The organism is Janibacter hoylei PVAS-1, from assembly GCF_004025845.1.
GTDB lineage: Bacteria > Actinomycetota > Actinomycetes > Actinomycetales > Dermatophilaceae > Janibacter > Janibacter hoylei.
In genome coordinates this window covers 1-18,732 of sequence record NZ_PIPF01000012.1, presented here as the reverse complement: position 1 = coordinate 18,732, position 18,732 = coordinate 1, and the positions used below count along the sequence as shown (strand labels likewise).

Here is an 18,732-nt window from a genome sequence, read left to right as displayed (position 1 = left end):
GACGTGCTTCGACACCCCCACGGGTGGTACGACGCCGGCCGTGCGCGATCGGGGCTCTGGAAAGTAGTGGGTGTGGTGACACCGACCGCAGGAGCGAGGATAGGCTCCTCACGAGCGGACTCAGGTATCCGCCCACCCGACATGGAAGGAGTACAGCAATGAGCACGGTTCACGCGGCGAGCACTCCCAGCCGCCGTACGCTGGCGAAGGGGGCCGCGTGGGCCACGCCCGTCCTGACCGCCGCCGCACTGGCTCCGTCCGTGGCGGCGAGCAAGGAACCCCTTCGGACGATCGTGCCCCTCAGCGCTCCTTTTGATGTCGCGCGCTGCTCGACGATCACCGGTGTGACCTTCGAGGCGAGGGACGACCAGGGGCCAGCGGCGGTTGGTGGTCGAGTCACGGTGACCTTGCCTCCCGGGTTGGTCTTCACCAGCGGAGGCCAAGCGGCTGTCGTGACGGTCGCCACTGGAGGTGTGGTCGGGGTGCCGCCGTTTCGGGCCCTCGGAGCGGCTGGAAGTTATGCGATCTCGGCAACCTATGGTGACGCCACCGCGACATCCAGCGGCACGGTGACCCCTCCTCCGGGAGCGGTGACCGAGTTCCGGGGCACCTTCACCGGCAGCGGCAACCCGACGACCTCCGTTGCCTCGGTGAGCGGGATCACCGCGGGCACGGTCGGTGCCGTCTCCGGAGACAACAAAAACCATCGCAACGGTGCCATCGTCGAAAACGGGCGTGTGCGTCTGTGGGGCAACAACGGCAACGGTACGGCTGCTGCTCCCACCACTCTGCAGGTTTCGGGCAGCCCCCTCACCGGCATCACTGCGGTGGGCACCTTCACGCTGGACGGTTCATCCGACGTGACCGGGGGCATCGCGGCGGGGGCCGACGGGGCCAGCATCTACCAGTGGTACGGCTCCAGCACCACCACAGCGCCTACTGTTCGCACAGTCACGGGGGTTACCGGCACCGTCGTCCAGGTCGAGGCCCACAACGGATATTGCTATGTCCTGACGACTGCAGGAGTCTATTTTTGGGCAACGGCGACGAGTGGCACCGCCGCCATCACGGCGTCCGGGCCGATTGCGGGCACCGCCGGTGCCAGTGTCATGTCGACATACGCGCCGACCGCAGGCAGCACAGCAGTACACGGCGGGGCCGTCGTCCTCGAGGGCCAGCTCAAGTCCTGGACCATCACCGGCACGGCAACCGGTCGTGCAGCCAACGTCACCGGTGACGGGGCCAACAGCGTCGCGTCTGTCGTTGCCACGAGCGCTGGACTGCTCGCCTTGACCACCAATGGCGAGATGTACACGCAGGGCCCGGCCTTCAACAACGCCGGGACGCCGGGACGGACCGCGTGGACACGACGTGCGACCGGCGTGTCGCAGATCTCGGCGTGGGGAGTGGGTAGCTACTTCGGTGGTACGTACATCAGCCAAGGTGTTGTCCACCAGACCTTCGCCTTTACCGCCAACGCCTACACCGACAAGCTCGTCGGCGACATGGGTGGCAAGTCGTTCGTCCAGACCTACGCGGCCGACGGGACCTACATGGCTCTGGCCTCGGATGGCACCGTCTACTACTGGTACAAAAACAACGACACTCTCGGAAGCGCCAACCCCAAGGCCACAGCGCTGCAGGGTGTGCGCAACGCGGTCGATCTGAACGTGTGGGCGTATCACGCAGACACGAACTTCTACGGTGGTGGCTACGTCATCACCGCGGGAGCCTGCACCTGATCTCGTCGTGGGTCGCACCGCGCCTCATTGTCGAGGCGCGCAGCATCGCGTCCACGGTCGTTCCCTGTGGCACGGCTGAACCCGTGAGGACACGTCCAGGACGCGGAGTCCGCTGAGGACGCAGACCAACCGTCAGGCCGGGTACCCCTGGGGGTTGGCAGACTGCCATCGCCAGGTATCGGCGCACATGTCCTCGATGGTGCGCGTCGCCCGCCACCCCAGCTCGGCCTCGGCGCGGGTCGGGTCGGCGTAGACGGTGGCGAGGTCGCCGGGGCGGCGGTCAACCACCTCATAGGGCACCGGGCGGCCGCTGCCGGCCTCGAAGGCCGCGACCATCTCGAGCACGGACGTCCCGGTGCCGGTGCCGAGGTTCCACTCGCGCACGTGCGTGTCAGGGTGGGCAGCGAGGTACTCGAGGGCGGCGACGTGACCCGCGGCGAGGTCCTCGACGTGGATGTAGTCGCGCAGCGGGGTCCCGTCCGGCGTGGGGTAGTCGTCGCCGTAGACCTGGAGCCGCTCCCTTCGCCCCACCGCGACCTGCGCGATGAAGGGCATGAGGTTGTTGGGGATGCCCTGCGGGTCCTCGCCGATCGTCCCCGACGGGTGCGCACCGACCGGGTTGAAGTACCGCAGCAGCGCGACCTGCGTCGTGCCGGTCGCGGCGACGTCGCGCAGGATCTGCTCCTGCATCACCTTGGTCCAGCCGTACGGGTTGGTCGCCCCCGTCGGCAGGTGCTCGGGCACCGGGACGGTTGTCGTCGCCCCGTAGACGGTCGCCGACGACGAGAAGACGAGGGTGCGCACCCCGTGCCGCTCCATCGCCCGCAGCAGTGCGAAGGTCGTGCCGAGGTTGTTGTCGTAGTACTCGAGCGGGATCTGGCTCGACTCGCCGACCGCCTTGAGCCCGGCGAAGTGGATGACGGCGTCAAAGCCCCCTTCGGCCAGGACCGCGGAGGTCTTGTCGGCATCGCGCAGGTCGAAAGCATGGCTCTCGATCGGCGTGCCGGTGAGCTCCTCGAGGCGCGGCAGGACGCTCGGGCGGGAGTTGACGTGGCTGTCGACGACGACGGGCGTGTGCCCGGCGGCGACGAGCTGGACGACGGTGTGGGAGCCGATGTAGCCGGCTCCGCCGGTGACGAGGACGCGCATGACGTCAGACTAGAGCGGTCACCCTTCGGCGGAGATGTGGCGCACCTGTGTGACCTCTGTCCACGACCCGTCGTCGCAGATCGTCGTGATGCGCTGCATGATCGTCGCCCGCAGCTGCGGGGGAGCGGGCTCGCAGGCGCAGGATCGCTGGACGAGCTCGCGCAGCACCTGGTCGAGGTCGTGCTCGGCGAGACAGGGGGCGCAGCCGGCGAGGTGCTGGGCGAGGGCGCGGGTGTCGTCGGGCGCCATCTCGCCGTCGAGGTACTCCATCATCCGGTGCAGCGCTGCGGAGCAGTCCATGTGCGCGTCGGCGGGGCTCATGCCGTGGTCTCCTTCGCGCTGGCGACGCCGCGGTCGGCGGCGTAGTCGGTGAGCTTTTCGCGCAGCTGGCGGCGGCCACGGTGCAGCCGCGACATGACGGTGCCGATGGGCGTGCCCATGATCTCGGCGATCTCCTTGTAGGCGAAGCCCTCGACATCGGCGAGGTAGACCGCCATGCGGAAGTCCTCGGGCAACTCCTGCAGCGCGCGCTTGACCTGGGTATCGGGCATGCGGTCGAGCGCCTCGACCTCGGCCGAGCGCAGGCCGCGGCTCGTGTGCTGCTCCGCCTTGTGCAGCTGGTAGTCCTCGACCTCGGGGGAGTCGGACTGCTTCGGCTCGCGCTGCTTCTTGCGGTAGGTGTTGATGTACGTGTTGGTGAGGATGCGGTACATCCACGCCTTGAGGTTGGTCCCCGGCTTGTACTGGTGGAAGGCCGCGAAGGCCTTGGCGTAGGTCTCCTGGACGAGATCTTCGGCGTCGGTCGGGTTGCGCGTGGTGCGCAGGGCGGCCGAGTAGAGCTGGTCGAGCAGCGGCATGGCTTCGCGCTCGAAGCGCGCGCGCCGCTCCTCGGTGGTCTCGTGGGCGACGTCGACGGAGGCGTCGGCCGCGGCCTGCGCGGAGGTCTCGTCGGTCGTGGGTTCAGTCATCGCGCTCCACCCTAGCGGGGTGGCGGTGCGCTCTCCGGCGTGCAGTACGAGCACCTGGACTCCTGTCCTTCGCGGCTGGTCTCCCGCTGTCCAACAGCCCGGCGGCCGCCCCCATTCCCGCCGGCGCGGGCGAGCCCTGCGCATTTCCCTCGGCAGATGCGCCGGTGGGTGGTGATTTCCCTAGGCAGATGCGCCGGTGGGTGGTGATTTCCCTCGGCAGATGCGGGCGAAGGGGGTGGGCCGGGCACGGCGAAGGGGGCCGCCCAGGTGGGCGGCCCCCTTCGTCACGGGGTGCTCAGGCGTTGGGCTTCTTGCCGTGGTTAGCGGCCTTGCCCTTGCGCGAGCGACGCTTGCGGGCGCGCTTGCTCATGGTGACTCCTTGCGTGCGTGGTCCCGCCGGCGGACCGGCGAGAGCTGGGACAAGGACGCATTGTGTCACGATCGGGTCAGAGACCGGTCCTTCGGGCTACTGCTGCGCCCCGAAGGGTGGCATCATGGGATCCGTGAAGAAGATCACTGCGCTGCTCGTCGGAGCGCTCCTCGCGTCCCTGTTCGCGGGTGGCCTGTTCCGCGCCAACTACGAGTGGGCGGAGGGGACCTCGACCTCGGACAACTGGGAGTGGGCGAAGCAGTCCGGCAATTGGGAGTGGGCTGACGCCGGCGACAACTGGGAGTGGGCCGCACCCGGGTCTGACTCGGTGTCGTCCCAGGCCTGACCGCCACTGACGGGTCGGCCAGCTTTGGCCGGTCCACCCACCTCTACGTCACGGTCGTCACGGCTGCCGCCGTGGCGGCCTTCGTGCTGGCACTCGTCGTCAGCGGTCCGCCCGACAAGTGGGCGTGGACCACGGCCCTGCTCGTCGTCGGAGCCGTCGCCGGCCTGAGCCGCCCGCCCGCGATCGGCTCGATCCGCGTCTCGGTCTCGGGCATCGTGCAGATCGCCGCGATCCCGCTCGTCGGCCCCGTGGGCGCAGCCCTCGTCGCGGCCGTGCCGGGGCTCGTGCGCCGCAGCAGCCCGGTCAAGGACCTCTTCAACACCGCGCAGCGCGTGCTGCTCGTGCTCGCAGGTGCCGCTGCCTACGGCCTCGTCGGCGGCGCGCAGCTCACCTCGAGCCCGAGCACCAATGCGTGGGTGCTGTGGCTGCACATGATGGTGGCGGCCCTGGTCGCGGCACTGGCCAACACGGTGCTCCTGGCCGGGGTCCTCCAGCTGAGCAGCGCCGGCTCGCTGCGCGTCATCACCGCCGACCTGCTGCGCCAGGTCATCCCCGACTACGCGAGCTATCTCGTGGCCGGCTATCTGCTGACGATCCTGTGGGCGCCGGCGGGGCTGGGCTGGATGTCGATCTTCTTCTTCCTCCCGTCGCTGCTCGTCATCCAGTGGGGGCTGCACCAGCACGCGAGCGAGTGGGCGACCCGCCACGACATGCTCACCCCCTTTGTCGCAGCCCTCGACATCCGCCGCCCCGGCGCCGCCGAGGAGGCGCGCCTCGCCTCGGGCGCGGCCCACGCGGTCGCCACGGGGCTCGGCCTGTCGCCGGCGCTCGTGGACCGCATCGCGACGGCCGCGCGGCTGCGTGACGTCGGCATGCTCGCGCTCGACGGGGCGGCGCCGGCGATCGTGCGGCGCGACCACTCGCTGGCGGCGCGCGAGGTCGTGGGGTCGGTGACCTTCCTCGGGCCGACGCTCGACCTCGTCGACGGCCACCACGAGCGGGTGGACGGTCAGGGTCACCCCCTCGGGCTCGTCGGCGGGGAGATCCCGCTCGGTGCGCGGGTCCTCGCCGTCGCCGACACGTGGGCCCACCTGCGGGCCGAAGGGTGGTCCCCCCGTGACGCCGTCGACCACTGCGAGGCCGTGGTCGGGCAGAGCCTCGACGAGTCGTGCGTCGCGGGGCTGCGGCGGGCCCTCGAGCGTGACCAGCTGCCGCAGGTGACGTCGTGAGGCTCGCTCAGCGGTTGCGGCCGGGGCTGACCCTCTTCGGGGTGGCGGTGCTCCTCGGGTCGATGGCGGCCGTCCAGGCGGACATCACGGAGCCGATGGTCACGCCCTTCGCCGTCGCGGCGGTCTTCGCGATCGTCATCGGCGAGCAGGTGCCGATGCAGTTCTCCCAGCGGGTCATCGCGCCGTTGACGACCGCGCCGGCGCTCGGGCTGATCCTTGCCCCGCTCGGTGCCTCCTCCGGTGAGGTGCCGAGCGCGTGGACCGTCCTCGCCGTCATCTGGCTGAGCATCCTCGTCGGCGGCCTCGTCGCCCGGGTGCGTGGGCGCTCGGTCGTCGAGGGCTCGCTGGGGTCACGATTCCTCGGCATGGCTGTGACGACGGCGCTGGCGCGGGGGGTGTCCGTCGACGGTCAGACGCTCGTCGACTGGGCCTTTGCCGCGCACGTCCACCCGGCGCTCGGCGCGCTCGGTCTCATGCTCGCCGCGCTCATCGGTGGCCTCGCCGAGCGGGTGCTCGACAACGTCGTCGCGTGGCTCGGGCAGGGGCAGCGCCTCGCGCACATCGTCGCCGCGGAGGTCGGCCCGATCACGGGCATCTCGGTGTCGACGGTGGCGACCGGTCCGCTCATCGCCCTCGCCACGCCGGTGCTCGGTTGGGCCGCGATCCCGCTGCTCATCGTCCCGGTGCTCGTGACCTATCTCTCCGTCCGGCGCCTGGTGAGCACCCGGCAGTCGCTCGACGAGTCGCTGCTCGCGATGTCGCGGCTCAGCGAGGTCGTGGGGCGGACCCGGTCGGCGCACGTGCGCCGGGTGGCGGACCTCGCGTGCGCCGTGGGGCACCAGCTGGGTCTCGACGCGGCCGGCATCCGTGACGTCGAGCGCACGGCGTTGCTCCACGATGTCGGGCAGCTCGGACTGAGCGAGCCGTTGCGGGGTGGGGCGACGCTCTACGCCGGTGACGGCGAGCAGGCCGAGATGGCGCAGGCCGTGACCCGGATCCTCGGCGAGACGCCCCAACTGGCGCGGCTCCTGCCGCTCGTCACCCAGGTGGGCACGCCCTTCCGCCGCACCCGCGAGTTCGGCGAGCACATCCCGCTGCCGAGCCGCATCGTGCGGGTGGCCAACGCCTGGGACGACATCACCGAGGGCGCACGCTCGCCCCGTGCCCAGGAAGTGGCGCTCGAGCGGCTGCACCTCGGTCTCGGCTACGACTACGACCCCGAGGTCGTCGCCGCGCTCGAGCGGACGCTCAGCGCGGGGTGAGCATCACGACGCGTCGCGCGTGACGTGGACCCAGAAGCCGGAGGACGTGCCGAAGCGCGCCCGGTGGCCTGACCACCGCACGTTGAGCGTCGTGCCGGTCTTGGTGTCGACGACGGGCACCCTGATCGTCGGGCTGCCGCCCGAGGCGCCGACGAGCAGCCCGCGGGATGCGGCGTACTCGTTCGCCGTGACCTGCACCGTGATGACCGGAGAGCTGTCGGTCGCCGTGATGACCACCCAGCCGCGGCTGTCGACGGAGACCCGCTCGATGCCGATGCAGGCGCGGTGGCTCGACCGCTCCGCCCGCGGGTAGCCGTCGGCCGGCAGGAGGATGTGGCACGAGGTGAGTGTCACGGACCCGGCCGGCACCGTCGCCGGGTGCGAACCACCGGACTGCCCGACGGCGACACCCGTGCCGACGGCGAGCGCGACGGTCGCGAGGCCCGCGACCCAGCCGGCGCGCCCCATCACATCGCCTCGCGGACGGCGGCGAACCAGACATTGGAGTTGGTGCTCGCCGCGAGCTTGTAGTCGGACGGTTTCGCCAGGTTGAGTCGCCGCTTGCGCTGGGTGTCGTAGAGCGAAAACGTCGCGTAGGTGCTGCTCGAGTCGGCCCCGACGATGATCCCGCGCATGGCGATCGTCTCGTCGGCGACGGCGGCCACGGACGAGGTGCGCCCCTTGTAGGGGTAGTAGAGCTGAATGCGCCCGTTGGGCGTGATCCGCAGCTTCGTCACGCCGACGCACGTGTGCGTGCTGTTGTGGTGCAGGTAGGGCCCGCGCTTCGGGTCGAGCCGGATGACGCAGCCGACGAACTGCGTCTCCGGGCCGACGAGCGCGGCACCCTCCGTGCTGGCCGTCTCGGGCCGAGCCGCGGCACTGCCCGCGGCGGCCACTGCCCCGAGCAGCAGGGCGGCTGCCGCCCAGGCTGTCAACTTCGTGCGGGCGCGCGCAGGCGCGCGCAAGATCCCCATCCCCATGGCATGTCCCCAGTCGTTCGTGGTCGTCCTGCGACCCGGCTGACCCGGTCGGGCCAGCACGGCAGGAAGATAGCGCACCACGACGGCGCGACACCACCTGACGGGGCGACACCACCTGACGGGCGAAGGGGCCCCTTTGCCCGTCAGCGCGGGGTGATCGACGCGCTCGTCTTCGCGCCCGCCGCGGAGCCGGTGCGCCGCGCGGTGACCCGCACGGAGATCCGCTGCCCGCGGTCGCCGAGGTTGAGCGTGTAGGTCTTGGCGGTCTTGCCCGGCTTGGCGACGCCGTTGCGGTACCACTGGTAGGCGTAGCCGTCGGGGCGCGGGGTCCACGACCCGACCATGGCGGTGACCTGGTGGCCCGCCCTGGGTGTGGGGGCGTGGATCCAGGGGCTGGCCGTGGCGTGCAGCGGCACGGCGGTGCGGGCGGAGGTCGAGGCAGTCGCGGTGCGGCCGGAGCGGCGGGCGGTCACGGTGACCGAGATGTTGCGCCCGGCGTCGGCGGTCGTCAGCCGGTAGGTGCGGCCGGTTGCGCCGGCGATGGCGGTGCCGTTGCGCTTCCACTTGTAGGTGTACGACGTCGGGGTGGGGGTCCATGTGCCGGTCGAGGCGGTGAGGGTGCGGCCGACGGCGCGGGTGCCGCTGATCCTGGGTACGGCGGTGGCGGTGAGGGCGGGCGGCTTGGTCGCGTTGTCGATACGCACGACCGCCTGCGTGGCGGTGGCCGACTCGGTGGTGACCCGCAGCCCGCCGTCACGGTTGGTGAAGGTCGTGCCGGCGCCGACCGCGACCCGGTTGTCCCGTCGGCCGGTGGGGGTGGCGTCGAGCACGACGGTGCTGGAGGTCGTGCCGAGGCGCAGCACCCGCACGCCGGTGTCCTGGCCGGAGGGGTTGCTCGCGTCGCGGCCGGTGGGGGTGCGGTACTCGACCCAGTAGCGCACGCGCGTCGTCGCGTCGGTGACGACGGCGGCGCGCACCCCGGTGCCGCCGGAGAGCGGTCGGAGGGTCACCCGCGTCGTGCCGAGGCCGACGGCCGTCGCGGCGGAGGGGGGCAGGATCCCGGCGATGAGGGCCTGCGGGGCCGAGAGCATCGGGGTGTCGTCCTGGGTGGAGGGGCCCATGATGTCGAGGGAGTCGCCGTACTCCTCCTCGCTGCACGCGCTCTCCCACATGCCGGTGTCGGTGAGGCGGCCGTCGGAGCGGGTGGCGCAGGTGAGCAGGTTGGCGTGCTCGAGCCCCATGTTGTGCCCGAGCTCGTGGGCGAGCACGGGCGTCGCCGTGTCGGAGACGTGCAGGATGCCACCGGAGCTCGTGGACAGGCCGATCTGCCCGTAGCCGTAGCCGCAGGTGCGATAGGTCGCCAAGGGCAGCTTGATGACGAGCGTCGCGTTGGCCCGGCCGTCGTAGCCGGTGCGGTCGGCGGCCTGGCTCCACAGGCGCAGCAGGTCGCTGCCGCTGCACGTGTAGGCGGAGGTGAAGTGCGCGGCGGTCGTCGGCGCCGCGATGCGCAGCTGCCCGTCGGACTGCTCGCTCCAGAAGGCGTCGGCGCCGGCCACCTGCCGGCGGGCGACGGTGGCGGTGACCGGCTCGCGGGTGGCACCGCGGGGGGTGACCTCGACGTAGGTGATGCGGCGGGTGCTCGGTGCCTGGGTGGCGCTCGCGGTGGTCGTGGCGACGACCTGGTCGACCTGCAGGGCGGGGGCGCCGGGCGCGAGGGCGGCGTCGGTCGTGGCCTGGCCGAAGGGGGAGGACGCGGCCGCCGGCGTCCGGTCGGAGGCGTCGCGCAGCTGAGCGGGTCGCAGCCGGTGGCGGGCGGGCGTAGGCTCGCCGGTGGGGACGGTGAGGGTGCGGTCGGCGCTCGCGGCGGCGACGACGCTGTCGGGGGCGGTGACGTCGACGGTCACGGTGTCGCCTGGGGCGGCGTCGGCCAGGGGAGCGGGGTCGAGCGGCACGAGGCGGCCCTCGGCCCAGATGCCGACGAGCTGGCGGGTGCCCCCTTCGTCCGCGGTCTTGAGCAGGGGGCCGGTGAGGCGCACGGTGGCCTCGTCGGTGCCGCCCGGCTGGGCGCTGGCGCCGGCTGCCGCGGTGACGGTGAGGGCAGCGGTGAGCAGGGCGGGGAGGAGGGCGCGTGCGCGCATGCGGTGGGCTCCGGGTGGCAGGCGGCGGCACGGGGCCGCAGCAGGGTGGCTCGGGTGGTCCGGCGAAGGCCGGGGCGAGTGTCGTAGGGATGATGGTGACACCGACCGCCCATGATGGCACCCGCCGTGCGCCCAGCGGTCCATGCGTGACGCTCACCCTGACATCGCGTCGGGTCGTGGCTCAGGCCCGTCGTCGGGCGACGGAGCGGCTCTGGTTGGCGGCCCGGTGCCGCGCGGCGGCGAGGGTCCGCAGGGTGGAGGGCGACTCTCTCCCTTCGGCCTTGAAGGCACGTCGCATGGCCTGGAGGGAGGAAAAGCCGCACTCCTCGCTCAGCTCGGTCAGACCGAGGTCGGGCTGCTGACTGAGCAGGGCGACGGCCACCGAGACCCGCGTGGAGGTGATGCACCGGGTCACCGTCGTGCCGTTGTCGCGGAAGGCCCGGGAGAGGTGGCGCACCGAGACGGTGAAGGCGGCCGCGATCGTCTCGGGGCCGAGGTCGGTGTCGGCGTAGTGGTCGACGATGTGGTGCAGCGCTGCGGAGTAGAGGCTGTGCTGCTGGGCGCTCATCGGCCGCAGCCGGCCGTCGAGGACCAGGGCACCGAAGAGATCGCGCACCGTCCGGTCGAGCAGGTGCCGGGAGAAGGGGCCGGTCGGTGGCTCCTGCAGCAGGCTCGTCAGGACGCTCTCGGTCGTGCGCACGAGCGCCGGGTCGACGGAGGTGACCTGCTCCAGCCCCGGCGAGGCCTCGAGGATGCCTCGCCCTGCGGAGACGGAACGAAAGCTGGCGAGGTACAGGCGTGCCCCGTCGGGGACCTCGAGCAGGCCGGTGTCGAGGTCGACGAGCAGGGTGGCGCGGGGGAGGCGGGTGCTTGCCCCGGCTCGGCGCAGGAGGCAGGTCCCCTCGACGACGACGGCCATGGTCAGCGGGTGCCGCTCGCGGGTGGCGTCGACGGCGGTGGGGCCCGCCACGTGGCGCACCCGCAGATCGTCGGTGACGGGGCGCCACGTGCTCGCCGGTGCGGCGGTCTCCCCCCGGAGTGGCGCGTGGTGTGCGTCTAGGCTCATCCGGGCTCCCTCCGATCGACAGCGCTGCGTCCGATCCTGATCACTTCGTGTCCGAAAGTGATCGTATCGGGACACTGCCACCGGCCACGTCCGAACCTCGACGCCGTTGCGGTGCCACCCCGGCGGTGTGCGAGGATTGCTCTCGGCTCACCAGCCGCCCGTCGTGGCCTCACCCGGCCGCCGCAGGGCGCCCCTTGTCTGATCCCCGAGTTTGCCTGAGGTCTGTCTGCCGTGTCCGCGTCCGAGCCCACCACCACGTACGACCTGACTGCTGCGCAGTTCGTCGCCCACGAGGGTGGCAAGGTCGAGGTACGGGCGACGAAGCCGCTGCGCGACGAGGAAGACCTGTCGCTGCTCTACACCCCCGGTGTCGCGGACGTGTGCCTGGCGATCGAGCAGGACCCCGCGCTGTCGCGGGCCTACACCGCCCGCAACAACACCGTCGCCGTCGTCACCGACGGCACGGCCGTGCTCGGCCTGGGTGACATCGGCCCGCTCGCCGCGATGCCGGTCATGGAGGGCAAGGCGGTGCTCTTCAAGCACTTCGGTGGGGTCGACGCGATCCCCGTGTGCCTGGAGTCGGGGTCGGTCGACGAGCTCGTCGACGCGATCGCGCGGATGGCGCCGAGCTTTGGCGGCATCAACCTCGAGGACATCTCGGCGCCGCGGTGCTTCGACCTGGAGCGCAAGCTGCGCGAGCGGCTCGACATCCCCGTTTTCCACGACGACCAGCACGGCACGGCGATCGTCGTGCTCGCCGGGCTCATCAACGCCTGCCGGGTCGTCGACCGGGCCATCGGCTCGCTGAGCGTCGTCGTCAGCGGTGCCGGGGCGGCCGGTGTGGCCGTCACCCAGCTGCTGCAGCTGGCCGGCGTCACCGACATCGTCGTCTGCGACTCGCGCGGCATCATCGGCAAGCACCGCCACGACCTCGTGGCGCACAAGGAGATGCTCGCCGCGACGACCAATGTCACGGGCAAGACCGGCACGATCGGTGACGCGCTCAAGGGCGCGGACGTCTACATCGGCGTCTCGGGCGGCAACGTGCCGGAGGAGCAGGTCGCGGCGATGGCCGAGGGGCCGATGATCTTTGCCCTGGCCAACCCGACGCCCGAGGTGCACCCCGACATCGCGCACAAGTACGCGTCGATCGTCGCCACGGGCCGCAGCGACTACCCAAACCAGATCAACAACGTGCTCGCCTTCCCTGGCATCTTCCGCGGGGCTCTGGACGCCGGTGGCGTGCAGATCAGCGAGGAGATGAAGCTGGCCGCCGCCCGCGCCATCGCCGACCTCGTCGAGGAGCCGACGGCGGACAAGATCGTCCCGCCGGTGTTTCAGGAGGGTGTTGCCGAGGCTGTTGCCGCGGCGGTGGCTGCGCACGCTGGGTGAGGCGCCGAGTGCAGCTGCTCAGGGCCTACCGCAGTTGAGCGCCAACGACTGTCACCACTTCCCGTCATAATTGATGCCGAAGAGTCCTGGTGACGGGGCGAAGTTCCCCAGAGTGTCCGTGGACATGAACTGCCCGACCAGCCAATTCAATGTGTGTGCCGAACCGCCCGTCGTCTGACCTTCCGCACGCAAAGTCGTCGTCCGGGTGTTGCCGGACTGCTGCTGAACAGCGCTTTGGTAGATCGTCGCGCAGGCTGTCTGTTGTGTCGGATCGGTCAGGATCTCCGTGATCGCTGGAATCGCGTGGGTTACGTCGTCATTTACCCCGAATGACGTCATCTGAACGTCCGCGCGGTGAGTGGGCGTGAGGAACTCGTTGCGGATCCAGGTGACGAATCCGGCAGATCCATTTGGGGCGATGTTGTCTCTGATGGTCAGGGTGAAGTCGTTTCCGGTGATGATGGCATCTCCGGAAGGGGCCACCGCGGCAGTGCCTGCGGTGACGGCGGTCTTCCTGAATGTCCGCGTGGAGCTGCCTGTGACTGTGGTGCGCACGAATCTCACTAGGACCACCAAGGGGTTAGCCGCACTCGCGACGATGGTGGTCCCTCCCCGATTGACGAGTCGAAAGTCCACCGCCGTCCACGTGCCGCCGTCGTAGGAGTGGCCCGCGTCGCCGGTGTCCTGCTCGACCCGCAACGTCAGTGGAAGCGTTTGCGACGCCCGAGCGAGGGTGACCGCGTTGTTGATGTCCTGCTCGCTCGCCGGCGTGCACTCCAGCGTCGACGCCGCCACCCGAGGAGCGAGTGCGGCGGTCGTCAGAACCGGTGCAGCCCAGGCTGCTCCCTTCGCCACCTGCCGTCGACTCGGCCGCTGGGACGCAAGACTGTCATGGCTGGACAAGATTCCCCCAAGAATTAGCACAACACCACAAGGTGTCCGGTTGGGGCACATGGTAGACATAATGGCGCCATGGCGATAGCACAGATCCACGCACGATGGCGGACGAGCGCTGATGTCGCGTGGGTCGAGGGGGAGGGGCGCGTGGCTCTCGTGGACCTAAGTGGGTCCGTCTCTGCCCTCCCGCAGCTCTGCCCGGAGCCTGCGGCCAGCCTGTGGCGCGCGCTCGCCGCGCGCCCATGCACCTATGACGATTTGCTCACAGTGGCGACGGAGACCGTCGGAGGCGGCGACGCCCCGGCGCTGGTCGAGGCCTTCGTTGAGGCCTTCGCCGCCGCGCGGCTGATCGTCCCGGCAGCATGAGCACCGCGTCGGGGCTGACGCTGGCCGAGGCCGGTCCGCTCGGGACCGTCATGCTCCAGCGGCACCTGTCTGCCAGAGGGATCAGGGTCCTGGCGATCAAGGGGCCAGCCTTCGCGCAGCTCGGAGTGCGCTCGGCGAAGTCATCGAACGACTTCGACCTGATGATCCACCCCGATGACCGGCCGAAGGCCACCCAGGCGTTGGCCGAGGTGGGCTGGCGGGTCGTCTCCTACTGGTTCCCTCCGGAGCTCGACGACATCGTCTACTCGACGACCTTCCGGCACCAGCACTTTCCGACGACCATGGATCTGCACCACACTTTTTCGGGCTTCTTGGATGCGCCCGGTGCCTTTGACGCGCTGTGGGTCGAGCGATCCACGGTGACGATCGCGCACCAGCCGGTGCTGACGACGAGTGCTCCACATGCCCTCGTCATCGAGGCGCTCAACCACCTCAAGGTGACTCCGCAGGAGTCGTGGCCGGTCACGGCAGAGCGCATACTGGCTGATGCCAGCCCCTTTGCCGGTGACGAGATCCTGGCTGCCGCGCGCTCGGTCGGTGCCGTCTGGACGGTCGGTGCCGTGCTCGATCAGCTGGGCGTGGATCCGCCCGAGGGACCTGTCCCCGAGTCCGCGGAGCGCTGGCGCGCGGAGGCGGGCGCCGACAACACGCGCCGGCTCATCAAGCACCTGGTCCGCCGAGCACCGAGGCACCTGCCCCGGGTGGTGTGGCAACAGCTGACGCTCAGTGAGGAAATCGCACGCTTTTGGGCGAGTGCCCAAGACGTCGAGTATCGGAGTCCGCGGCAGATCTTGGCCGTGCGTGTCCGGCGGTTGCTCGGCAAGTAGATTGACTCGGGTCCGACGGAAGGGGATACATGGAGCTGGCGGACTACCTGCGCATCGTGCGTCGTCATTGGCGCGCGATCCTCGTGTGTGTCGTCGTGTGCCTGCTGATCGCGGCGGCATACGACCTGACCCAGCCGAAGGTGTACTCCGCCGACGCGGCCGGCTTCGTCGCGGCGTCCAAGTCCTCCTCCGCTGCCGAGGACTCGATCAACGACACCCTCGCCAAGTCGCGGGCGACGTCGTACGTCGACGTCGCCAAGAGTCGTGGCACTGCGGAGGCGGCGAAGCGGATCGCCAAGAGCGACGCCTCGACCTCTCAGCTCATCGGTCGGATCGAGGTCAGCCAGCCGCCGGACACCGTCCTCATCCGGGTCGTCGCCCACGGAGCGACGCCGCAGGAGGCCTCGGACCTGGCCAACGCGTGGATCGCTGGCCTGGCCGAGGAGGTCGCCAAGATCGAAGGGGGCGACGACGGCCTGCGCGTCGTGCCGCAGGAATCGGCGATCCTGCCGACGTCGCCGACGTCGCCCAACCCCCGACGGGACCTGTCGCTGGCGTTGGTGCTCGGCCTGCTGCTGGGTCTGGGCGTGGCCGTCATCCGCTCCCAGCTCGACCGACGCATCCGCACACCGGAGGACATCAAGCCATTTGGCCTGTCGGTCATGGCAACGATCCCGCAGAGCAAGGCCCTCGGACGCAAGTCGGATGATCGGATCCCTGCACTTGCTGGTGGGATGACTCGGTCGAGCGATCCGGCAGCGAGCGAGGCCCTGCGCAAGCTGCGGACCAACCTGCGCTATATGGACGTCGACAACCCGCCTCGAGTGGTCGTCATCTCGAGTCCACGCGAGGGCGATGGCAAGTCGACGATCGCGGTCAACCTGGCCTATGCGATGGCGGCTTCGGGCCACCCGACGACCTTGGTCGACGCGGATCTGCGTCGCCCGGTGATCGCCGACGGCGTCGGGGCCACCGAGGGTGCGGGTCTGACGGACGTGCTGGTGGGGGAGGCATCGCTCGACGACGTGCTGCAGCCGGCGCCGGGGGAGGGCAACCTGCAGGTGCTCGCCGCGGGCAACATCCCGCCCAACCCGAGTGAGGTCCTCGGCTCGCAGGCGATGGTCCGTCTGCTGGCCGAGCTCGCCTCGCGTGGTCGGGTCATCGTCGATGCCCCGCCGCTGCTGCCCGTCACGGACGGCGCGATCCTCACGGCGCTCTCCGACGGGGCCATCCTCGTCGTCACGGCGGGCAAGACCCTCGACACCCACGTGGAGCGGACCCTCGAGCACCTCGAAGAGGTCAACGGGCGCGTCCTCGGCGTGGTGCTCAACCAGGCCTCACGCAAGGAAACCTCCGCCTATTACGGCGGAGGCTCCTCGTACTACGTACGGCGCGCAGGCGCGTCGTCGTCTGACTAGATCGTGTACTCGACCCAGTGGGTGCCGGAGATCATGCCGGCGCCCACGGTGTTGCCGGTCGCCGGGTCGATGAGTATGAAGGACCCCGTCGCCCGGTGGGTGGCGTAGGCATCGACGGCCAGCGGCTGCGACAGGCGAAGGGAGACCGTCCCGACCTCGTTGAGCCCCAGTTCGCTGGCCTCGCCATCGCGCTCGAGCGTGTTGACGTCGAGCCGGGCACCAAGCCCGTCGACGATGGCCTTGACAGTGCGGGTGGTGTGCTTGAGCAGCAGCTTCTGCCGGCTGTGCAGGGTGCCGGTCGTCATCCAGCAGACCGTCGCGGTGATCTCGCGCGTCACCTCGGGGGCGTGCTCGGCGTCGGCGATGAGGTCCCCGCGTGAGACGTCGACCTCGTCACCGAGGCGGAGCGTTACCGACTGGCCGCTGACGGCCCGGTCGTGCGTGGCGTCGAGGGTGTCGATGCCGGCGATGGTCGTGCGCACCCCGCTCGGCAGGACGACGACGTCCTGGCCGACGGTGAAGGTGCCGGCCTCGACCCGGCCGGCGTAGCCGCGGTAGTCGCGGTGCTCGTCCTGCTGCGGACGGATGACGTATTGGACGGGGAAGCGGTCGCCCTTCGTCTCGAAGAGGTCGGCGCTCTCGGCGGTCTCGAGGTGCTCGAGCAGGCTCGTGCCGGTGTACCAGGGCATCGCGTCGCTGGTCTCGACGACGTTGTCGCCGACGAGCGCGGAGATGGGGAAGGTCGCGACCGCCGGCACCTGCAGCTGCTCGGTGAAGTCGAGGAAGTCCTCACGGATCTGCGTGTAGACGGACTCGTCGTAGTCAACGAGGTCCATCTTGTTGACCACAAGCGTGATGTGGGGGACCTGCAGCAGCGACAGAAGGACGGTGTGCCGCCGCGACTGCTCGGTCAGCCCGTGGCGGGCGTCGACGAGCACCAGGCCCAGGTCGGCGGTCGAGGCGCCGGTGACCATGTTGCGCGTGTACTGCGCGTGACCGGGAGTGTCGGCGAGGATGAACTTGCGCCGCGGCGTTGCGAAGTAGCGGTAGGCGACATCGATGGTGATGCCCTGCTCCCGCTCGCTGCGCAGTCCGTCGGTGAGCAACGCGAGGTCCGTGTGGTCGTGGCCCTTGGCCTTGCTCGTGGCCTCGACGGCCTCGAGCTGGTCCTCGAAGATCGCCTTGCTGTCGAGCAGCAGCCTCCCGATCAGGGTCGACTTGCCGTCGTCAACCGACCCCGCCGTCGCGACCCGCAGCAGCCCCAGATCAAGGTCTGTCCCCACGGCGGCCTCCCCACGCTCCCCAGCCACGGTCCCTGAGGTGCGAGGAGCGCCAGCGACGAGCCTCGAAGGGTTGGCCGTCTCGTCCCTCTCACGTTCATTGAGGTGCGACGAGCTCTCGTCCCTCTCCCGGTCATTGAGGTGCGACGAGCTCTGCGAGGAGCCTCGAAATGACGTCTCAGTCTGGATACCCATCAGAAGTACCCCTCCTTCTTCCGGTCCTCCATGGCGGCCTCGCTGAAGCGGTCGTCACCACGGGTGGCGCCTCGCTCGGTGAGTCGGGCAACAGAGATCTCGTCGATGATCGCCTCGACGGTGTCGGCGGTGGACTCCACGCACCCGGTGAGCGTCAGGTCGCCGACGGTGCGGAAGCGCACCGTCCGTTCTTGGGCCATTTCACCAGGGCGAAGGGGGTTGTGCTCGCTCGCGGTGAGGAGCATCCCGTCCCGCTCGAAGACGCGTCGTTGGTGCGAGTAGTAGATCTCGGGGATGTCGAGCTGCTCGCGGCCGATGTACTGCCAGATGTCGAGCTCGGTCCAGTTAGACAGCGGGAAGATCCGCATGTGTTCGCCCTCATGGATGCGCCCGTTGTAGAGGGACCAGAGCTCGGGGCGCTGGTTCTTGGGGTCCCACTGGCCGAAGTCGTCGCGGTGGGAGTAGATGCGCTCCTTGGCGCGGGCCTTCTCCTCGTCGCGCCGGCCCCCGCCGAAGGCAGCGGTGTAGCCGCGCTCCTCGATGGCGTGGAGCAGGGTGCCGATCTGCAGGCGGTTGCGTGAGGTCTTGCCGTCGTCGATGACGGTGCCGTTGGCGATGGCCTCCTCGACGGAGGCGACGTGCAGCTCGATGCCTAGGCGGTCGACCCAGCGGTCGCGGGTGGCGAGCACCTCGGGGAAGTCGAAGCCGGTGTCGACCTGGAGCAGGCCGAAGGGGATCTTTGCCGGGGCGAAGGCTCGCTCCGCCAACCGGAGCATGACGATCGAGTCCTTGCCGCCGGAGAACATCAGGACGGGTCGCTCGAACTCCGCAGCGACCTCACGGATGACGTGGATCGACTCGCTCTCGAGGACGTCGAGGTGCGTCAGGGCAGCCGATGGTGCGGCAGTGGGCACGAGGGAACCTCTCTTCGAACGGGATCCTCGGAGCATAACTGTATGTTATGGATGACCAAACTCGTGTTCATGTGTTGGATTCAGCGGTCCGTTACGCGTCGGTGCCGAAGAGGTCGCGGGTGTAGACCTTGTCGGCGACGTCGTCGAGGTCGGGGGTGCGGCGGTTGGCGAT

At 70.1% G+C, this 18,732-nt stretch carries 19 protein-coding genes; 8 read left to right on the top strand and 11 right to left on the bottom strand.

Going from position 1 to position 18,732, the window contains the following annotated elements; genetic code table 11:
• Nucleotides 1–158: 158 nt before the first annotated feature.
• Nucleotides 159–1,742: a hypothetical protein gene (locus tag CWN80_RS12320; RefSeq protein WP_128277370.1), complete on the top strand. Its 1,584-nt coding sequence runs from the start codon at nucleotides 159–161 to the stop codon at nucleotides 1,740–1,742.
• A gap of 132 nt (nucleotides 1,743–1,874) precedes the next feature.
• On the opposite strand, the gene galE is transcribed toward CWN80_RS12320, so the two are convergent.
• The 4 genes from galE to CWN80_RS16115 form a co-directional block, all read right to left on the bottom strand.
• Nucleotides 1,875–2,891 (bottom strand): UDP-glucose 4-epimerase GalE, encoded by a 1,017-nt coding sequence (gene galE, locus CWN80_RS12315; protein ID WP_128277369.1) that lies wholly within the window; start codon nucleotides 2,889–2,891, stop codon nucleotides 1,875–1,877.
• A gap of 18 nt (nucleotides 2,892–2,909) precedes the next feature.
• Nucleotides 2,910–3,212: a mycothiol system anti-sigma-R factor gene (gene rsrA, locus CWN80_RS12310; protein ID WP_007927954.1), complete on the bottom strand. Its 303-nt coding sequence runs from the start codon at nucleotides 3,210–3,212 to the stop codon at nucleotides 2,910–2,912.
• Complete coding sequence (locus CWN80_RS12305; protein WP_007927956.1) at nucleotides 3,209–3,859, bottom strand: sigma-70 family RNA polymerase sigma factor; 651 nt, start codon at nucleotides 3,857–3,859, stop codon at nucleotides 3,209–3,211. Before CWN80_RS12305 ends, rsrA begins: the two co-directional genes overlap by 4 nt.
• Before the next feature lie 295 nt (nucleotides 3,860–4,154).
• Nucleotides 4,155–4,229, bottom strand: coding sequence for a 50S ribosomal protein bL37 (locus tag CWN80_RS16115; RefSeq protein ID WP_370670776.1), 75 nt, complete (start codon nucleotides 4,227–4,229; stop codon nucleotides 4,155–4,157).
• Between the two features lie 124 nt (nucleotides 4,230–4,353).
• Between CWN80_RS16115 and CWN80_RS12300 the strand changes: the two genes are divergently transcribed.
• From CWN80_RS12300 to CWN80_RS12290, 3 genes are all read left to right on the top strand, one after another.
• Complete coding sequence (locus CWN80_RS12300; RefSeq protein WP_007927958.1) at nucleotides 4,354–4,575, top strand: hypothetical protein; 222 nt, start codon at nucleotides 4,354–4,356, stop codon at nucleotides 4,573–4,575.
• A 71-nt stretch (nucleotides 4,576–4,646) separates the two neighbouring features.
• Nucleotides 4,647–5,804 (top strand): HD-GYP domain-containing protein, encoded by a 1,158-nt coding sequence (locus CWN80_RS12295; RefSeq protein ID WP_007927960.1) that lies wholly within the window; start codon nucleotides 4,647–4,649, stop codon nucleotides 5,802–5,804.
• On the top strand, nucleotides 5,801–7,066 hold the full coding sequence (locus tag CWN80_RS12290; protein WP_128277368.1) for an HD-GYP domain-containing protein: 1,266 nt from the start codon (nucleotides 5,801–5,803) through the stop codon (nucleotides 7,064–7,066). The genes CWN80_RS12295 and CWN80_RS12290 overlap by 4 nt, the downstream gene beginning before the upstream one ends.
• A 3-nt stretch (nucleotides 7,067–7,069) precedes the next feature.
• Here the strand turns inward: CWN80_RS12290 and CWN80_RS12285 are convergent, their stop codons facing one another.
• The 4 genes from CWN80_RS12285 to CWN80_RS12270 form a co-directional block, all read right to left on the bottom strand.
• The gene (locus CWN80_RS12285; RefSeq protein WP_007927964.1) at nucleotides 7,070–7,534 is read right to left on the bottom strand and encodes a hypothetical protein; all 465 of its coding nucleotides are present in this window, start codon (nucleotides 7,532–7,534) and stop codon (nucleotides 7,070–7,072) included.
• Complete coding sequence (locus tag CWN80_RS12280; RefSeq protein WP_128277367.1) at nucleotides 7,534–8,031, bottom strand: hypothetical protein; 498 nt, start codon at nucleotides 8,029–8,031, stop codon at nucleotides 7,534–7,536. Before CWN80_RS12280 ends, CWN80_RS12285 begins: the two co-directional genes overlap by 1 nt.
• Nucleotides 8,032–8,189: 158 nt before the next feature.
• Complete coding sequence (locus tag CWN80_RS12275; protein WP_128277366.1) at nucleotides 8,190–10,184, bottom strand: hypothetical protein; 1,995 nt, start codon at nucleotides 10,182–10,184, stop codon at nucleotides 8,190–8,192.
• Between the two features lie 181 nt (nucleotides 10,185–10,365).
• Nucleotides 10,366–11,250: a helix-turn-helix domain-containing protein gene (locus CWN80_RS12270; RefSeq protein ID WP_083853729.1), complete on the bottom strand. Its 885-nt coding sequence runs from the start codon at nucleotides 11,248–11,250 to the stop codon at nucleotides 10,366–10,368.
• A gap of 231 nt (nucleotides 11,251–11,481) precedes the next feature.
• Between CWN80_RS12270 and CWN80_RS12265 the strand changes: the two genes are divergently transcribed.
• Nucleotides 11,482–12,642 (top strand): NAD(P)-dependent malic enzyme, encoded by a 1,161-nt coding sequence (locus tag CWN80_RS12265; RefSeq protein WP_007927973.1) that lies wholly within the window; start codon nucleotides 11,482–11,484, stop codon nucleotides 12,640–12,642.
• Between the two features lie 51 nt (nucleotides 12,643–12,693).
• Here CWN80_RS12265 and CWN80_RS12260 read toward each other — a convergent pair whose 3' ends face one another.
• Complete coding sequence (locus CWN80_RS12260) at nucleotides 12,694–13,437, bottom strand: hypothetical protein (RefSeq protein ID WP_007927979.1); 744 nt, start codon at nucleotides 13,435–13,437, stop codon at nucleotides 12,694–12,696.
• Nucleotides 13,438–13,686: 249 nt separating this feature from the next.
• On the opposite strand from CWN80_RS12260, the gene CWN80_RS12255 reads away from it, so the two are divergent.
• Genes CWN80_RS12255 through CWN80_RS12245 form a run of 3 tightly spaced genes read left to right on the top strand, consistent with a single transcriptional unit; the run spans nucleotide 13,687 to nucleotide 16,171 of the window.
• Nucleotides 13,687–13,905, top strand: a complete 219-nt coding sequence (locus CWN80_RS12255) for a hypothetical protein (protein ID WP_128277365.1) — start codon at nucleotides 13,687–13,689, stop codon at nucleotides 13,903–13,905.
• Nucleotides 13,902–14,753, top strand: a complete 852-nt coding sequence (locus tag CWN80_RS12250; RefSeq protein WP_128277364.1) for a nucleotidyltransferase family protein — start codon at nucleotides 13,902–13,904, stop codon at nucleotides 14,751–14,753. Before CWN80_RS12255 ends, CWN80_RS12250 begins: the two co-directional genes overlap by 4 nt.
• Nucleotides 14,754–14,782: 29 nt before the next feature.
• A complete protein-coding gene (locus CWN80_RS12245; RefSeq protein ID WP_007927985.1) occupies nucleotides 14,783–16,171 on the top strand; it encodes a tyrosine-protein kinase domain-containing protein in 1,389 nt (462 codons plus the stop codon).
• On the opposite strand, the gene CWN80_RS12240 is transcribed toward CWN80_RS12245, so the two are convergent.
• Nucleotides 16,168–17,454 carry a sulfate adenylyltransferase subunit 1 gene (locus CWN80_RS12240; RefSeq protein WP_007927987.1) on the bottom strand — a complete coding sequence of 429 codons (1,287 nt, stop codon included), beginning with the start codon at nucleotides 17,452–17,454 and terminating at the stop codon, nucleotides 16,168–16,170. The two genes, CWN80_RS12245 and CWN80_RS12240, sit on opposite strands and share 4 nt — an antisense overlap.
• Before the next feature lie 191 nt (nucleotides 17,455–17,645).
• Nucleotides 17,646–18,560 (bottom strand): sulfate adenylyltransferase subunit CysD, encoded by a 915-nt coding sequence (gene cysD / locus CWN80_RS12235; RefSeq protein ID WP_007927989.1) that lies wholly within the window; start codon nucleotides 18,558–18,560, stop codon nucleotides 17,646–17,648.
• Nucleotides 18,561–18,732 lie beyond the last annotated feature (172 nt).

Coding starts and splice junctions, on each gene's coding strand:
- galE (WP_128277369.1), bottom strand. CDS start 2,891: ATGCGCGTCCTCGTCACCGGCGGAGCCGGCTACATCGGCTCCCACACC.
- CWN80_RS12300 (WP_007927958.1), top strand. CDS start 4,354: ATGGGATCCGTGAAGAAGATCACTGCGCTGCTCGTCGGAGCGCTCCTC.
- rsrA (WP_007927954.1), bottom strand. CDS start 3,212: ATGAGCCCCGCCGACGCGCACATGGACTGCTCCGCAGCGCTGCACCGG.
- CWN80_RS12250 (WP_128277364.1), top strand. CDS start 13,902: ATGAGCACCGCGTCGGGGCTGACGCTGGCCGAGGCCGGTCCGCTCGGG.
- CWN80_RS12245 (WP_007927985.1), top strand. CDS start 14,783: ATGGAGCTGGCGGACTACCTGCGCATCGTGCGTCGTCATTGGCGCGCG.
- CWN80_RS12270 (WP_083853729.1), bottom strand. CDS start 11,250: ATGAGCCTAGACGCACACCACGCGCCACTCCGGGGGGAGACCGCCGCA.
- CWN80_RS12320 (WP_128277370.1), top strand. CDS start 159: ATGAGCACGGTTCACGCGGCGAGCACTCCCAGCCGCCGTACGCTGGCG.
- CWN80_RS12275 (WP_128277366.1), bottom strand. CDS start 10,184: ATGCGCGCACGCGCCCTCCTCCCCGCCCTGCTCACCGCTGCCCTCACC.
- CWN80_RS12285 (WP_007927964.1), bottom strand. CDS start 7,534: ATGGGGCGCGCCGGCTGGGTCGCGGGCCTCGCGACCGTCGCGCTCGCC.
- CWN80_RS12305 (WP_007927956.1), bottom strand. CDS start 3,859: ATGACTGAACCCACGACCGACGAGACCTCCGCGCAGGCCGCGGCCGAC.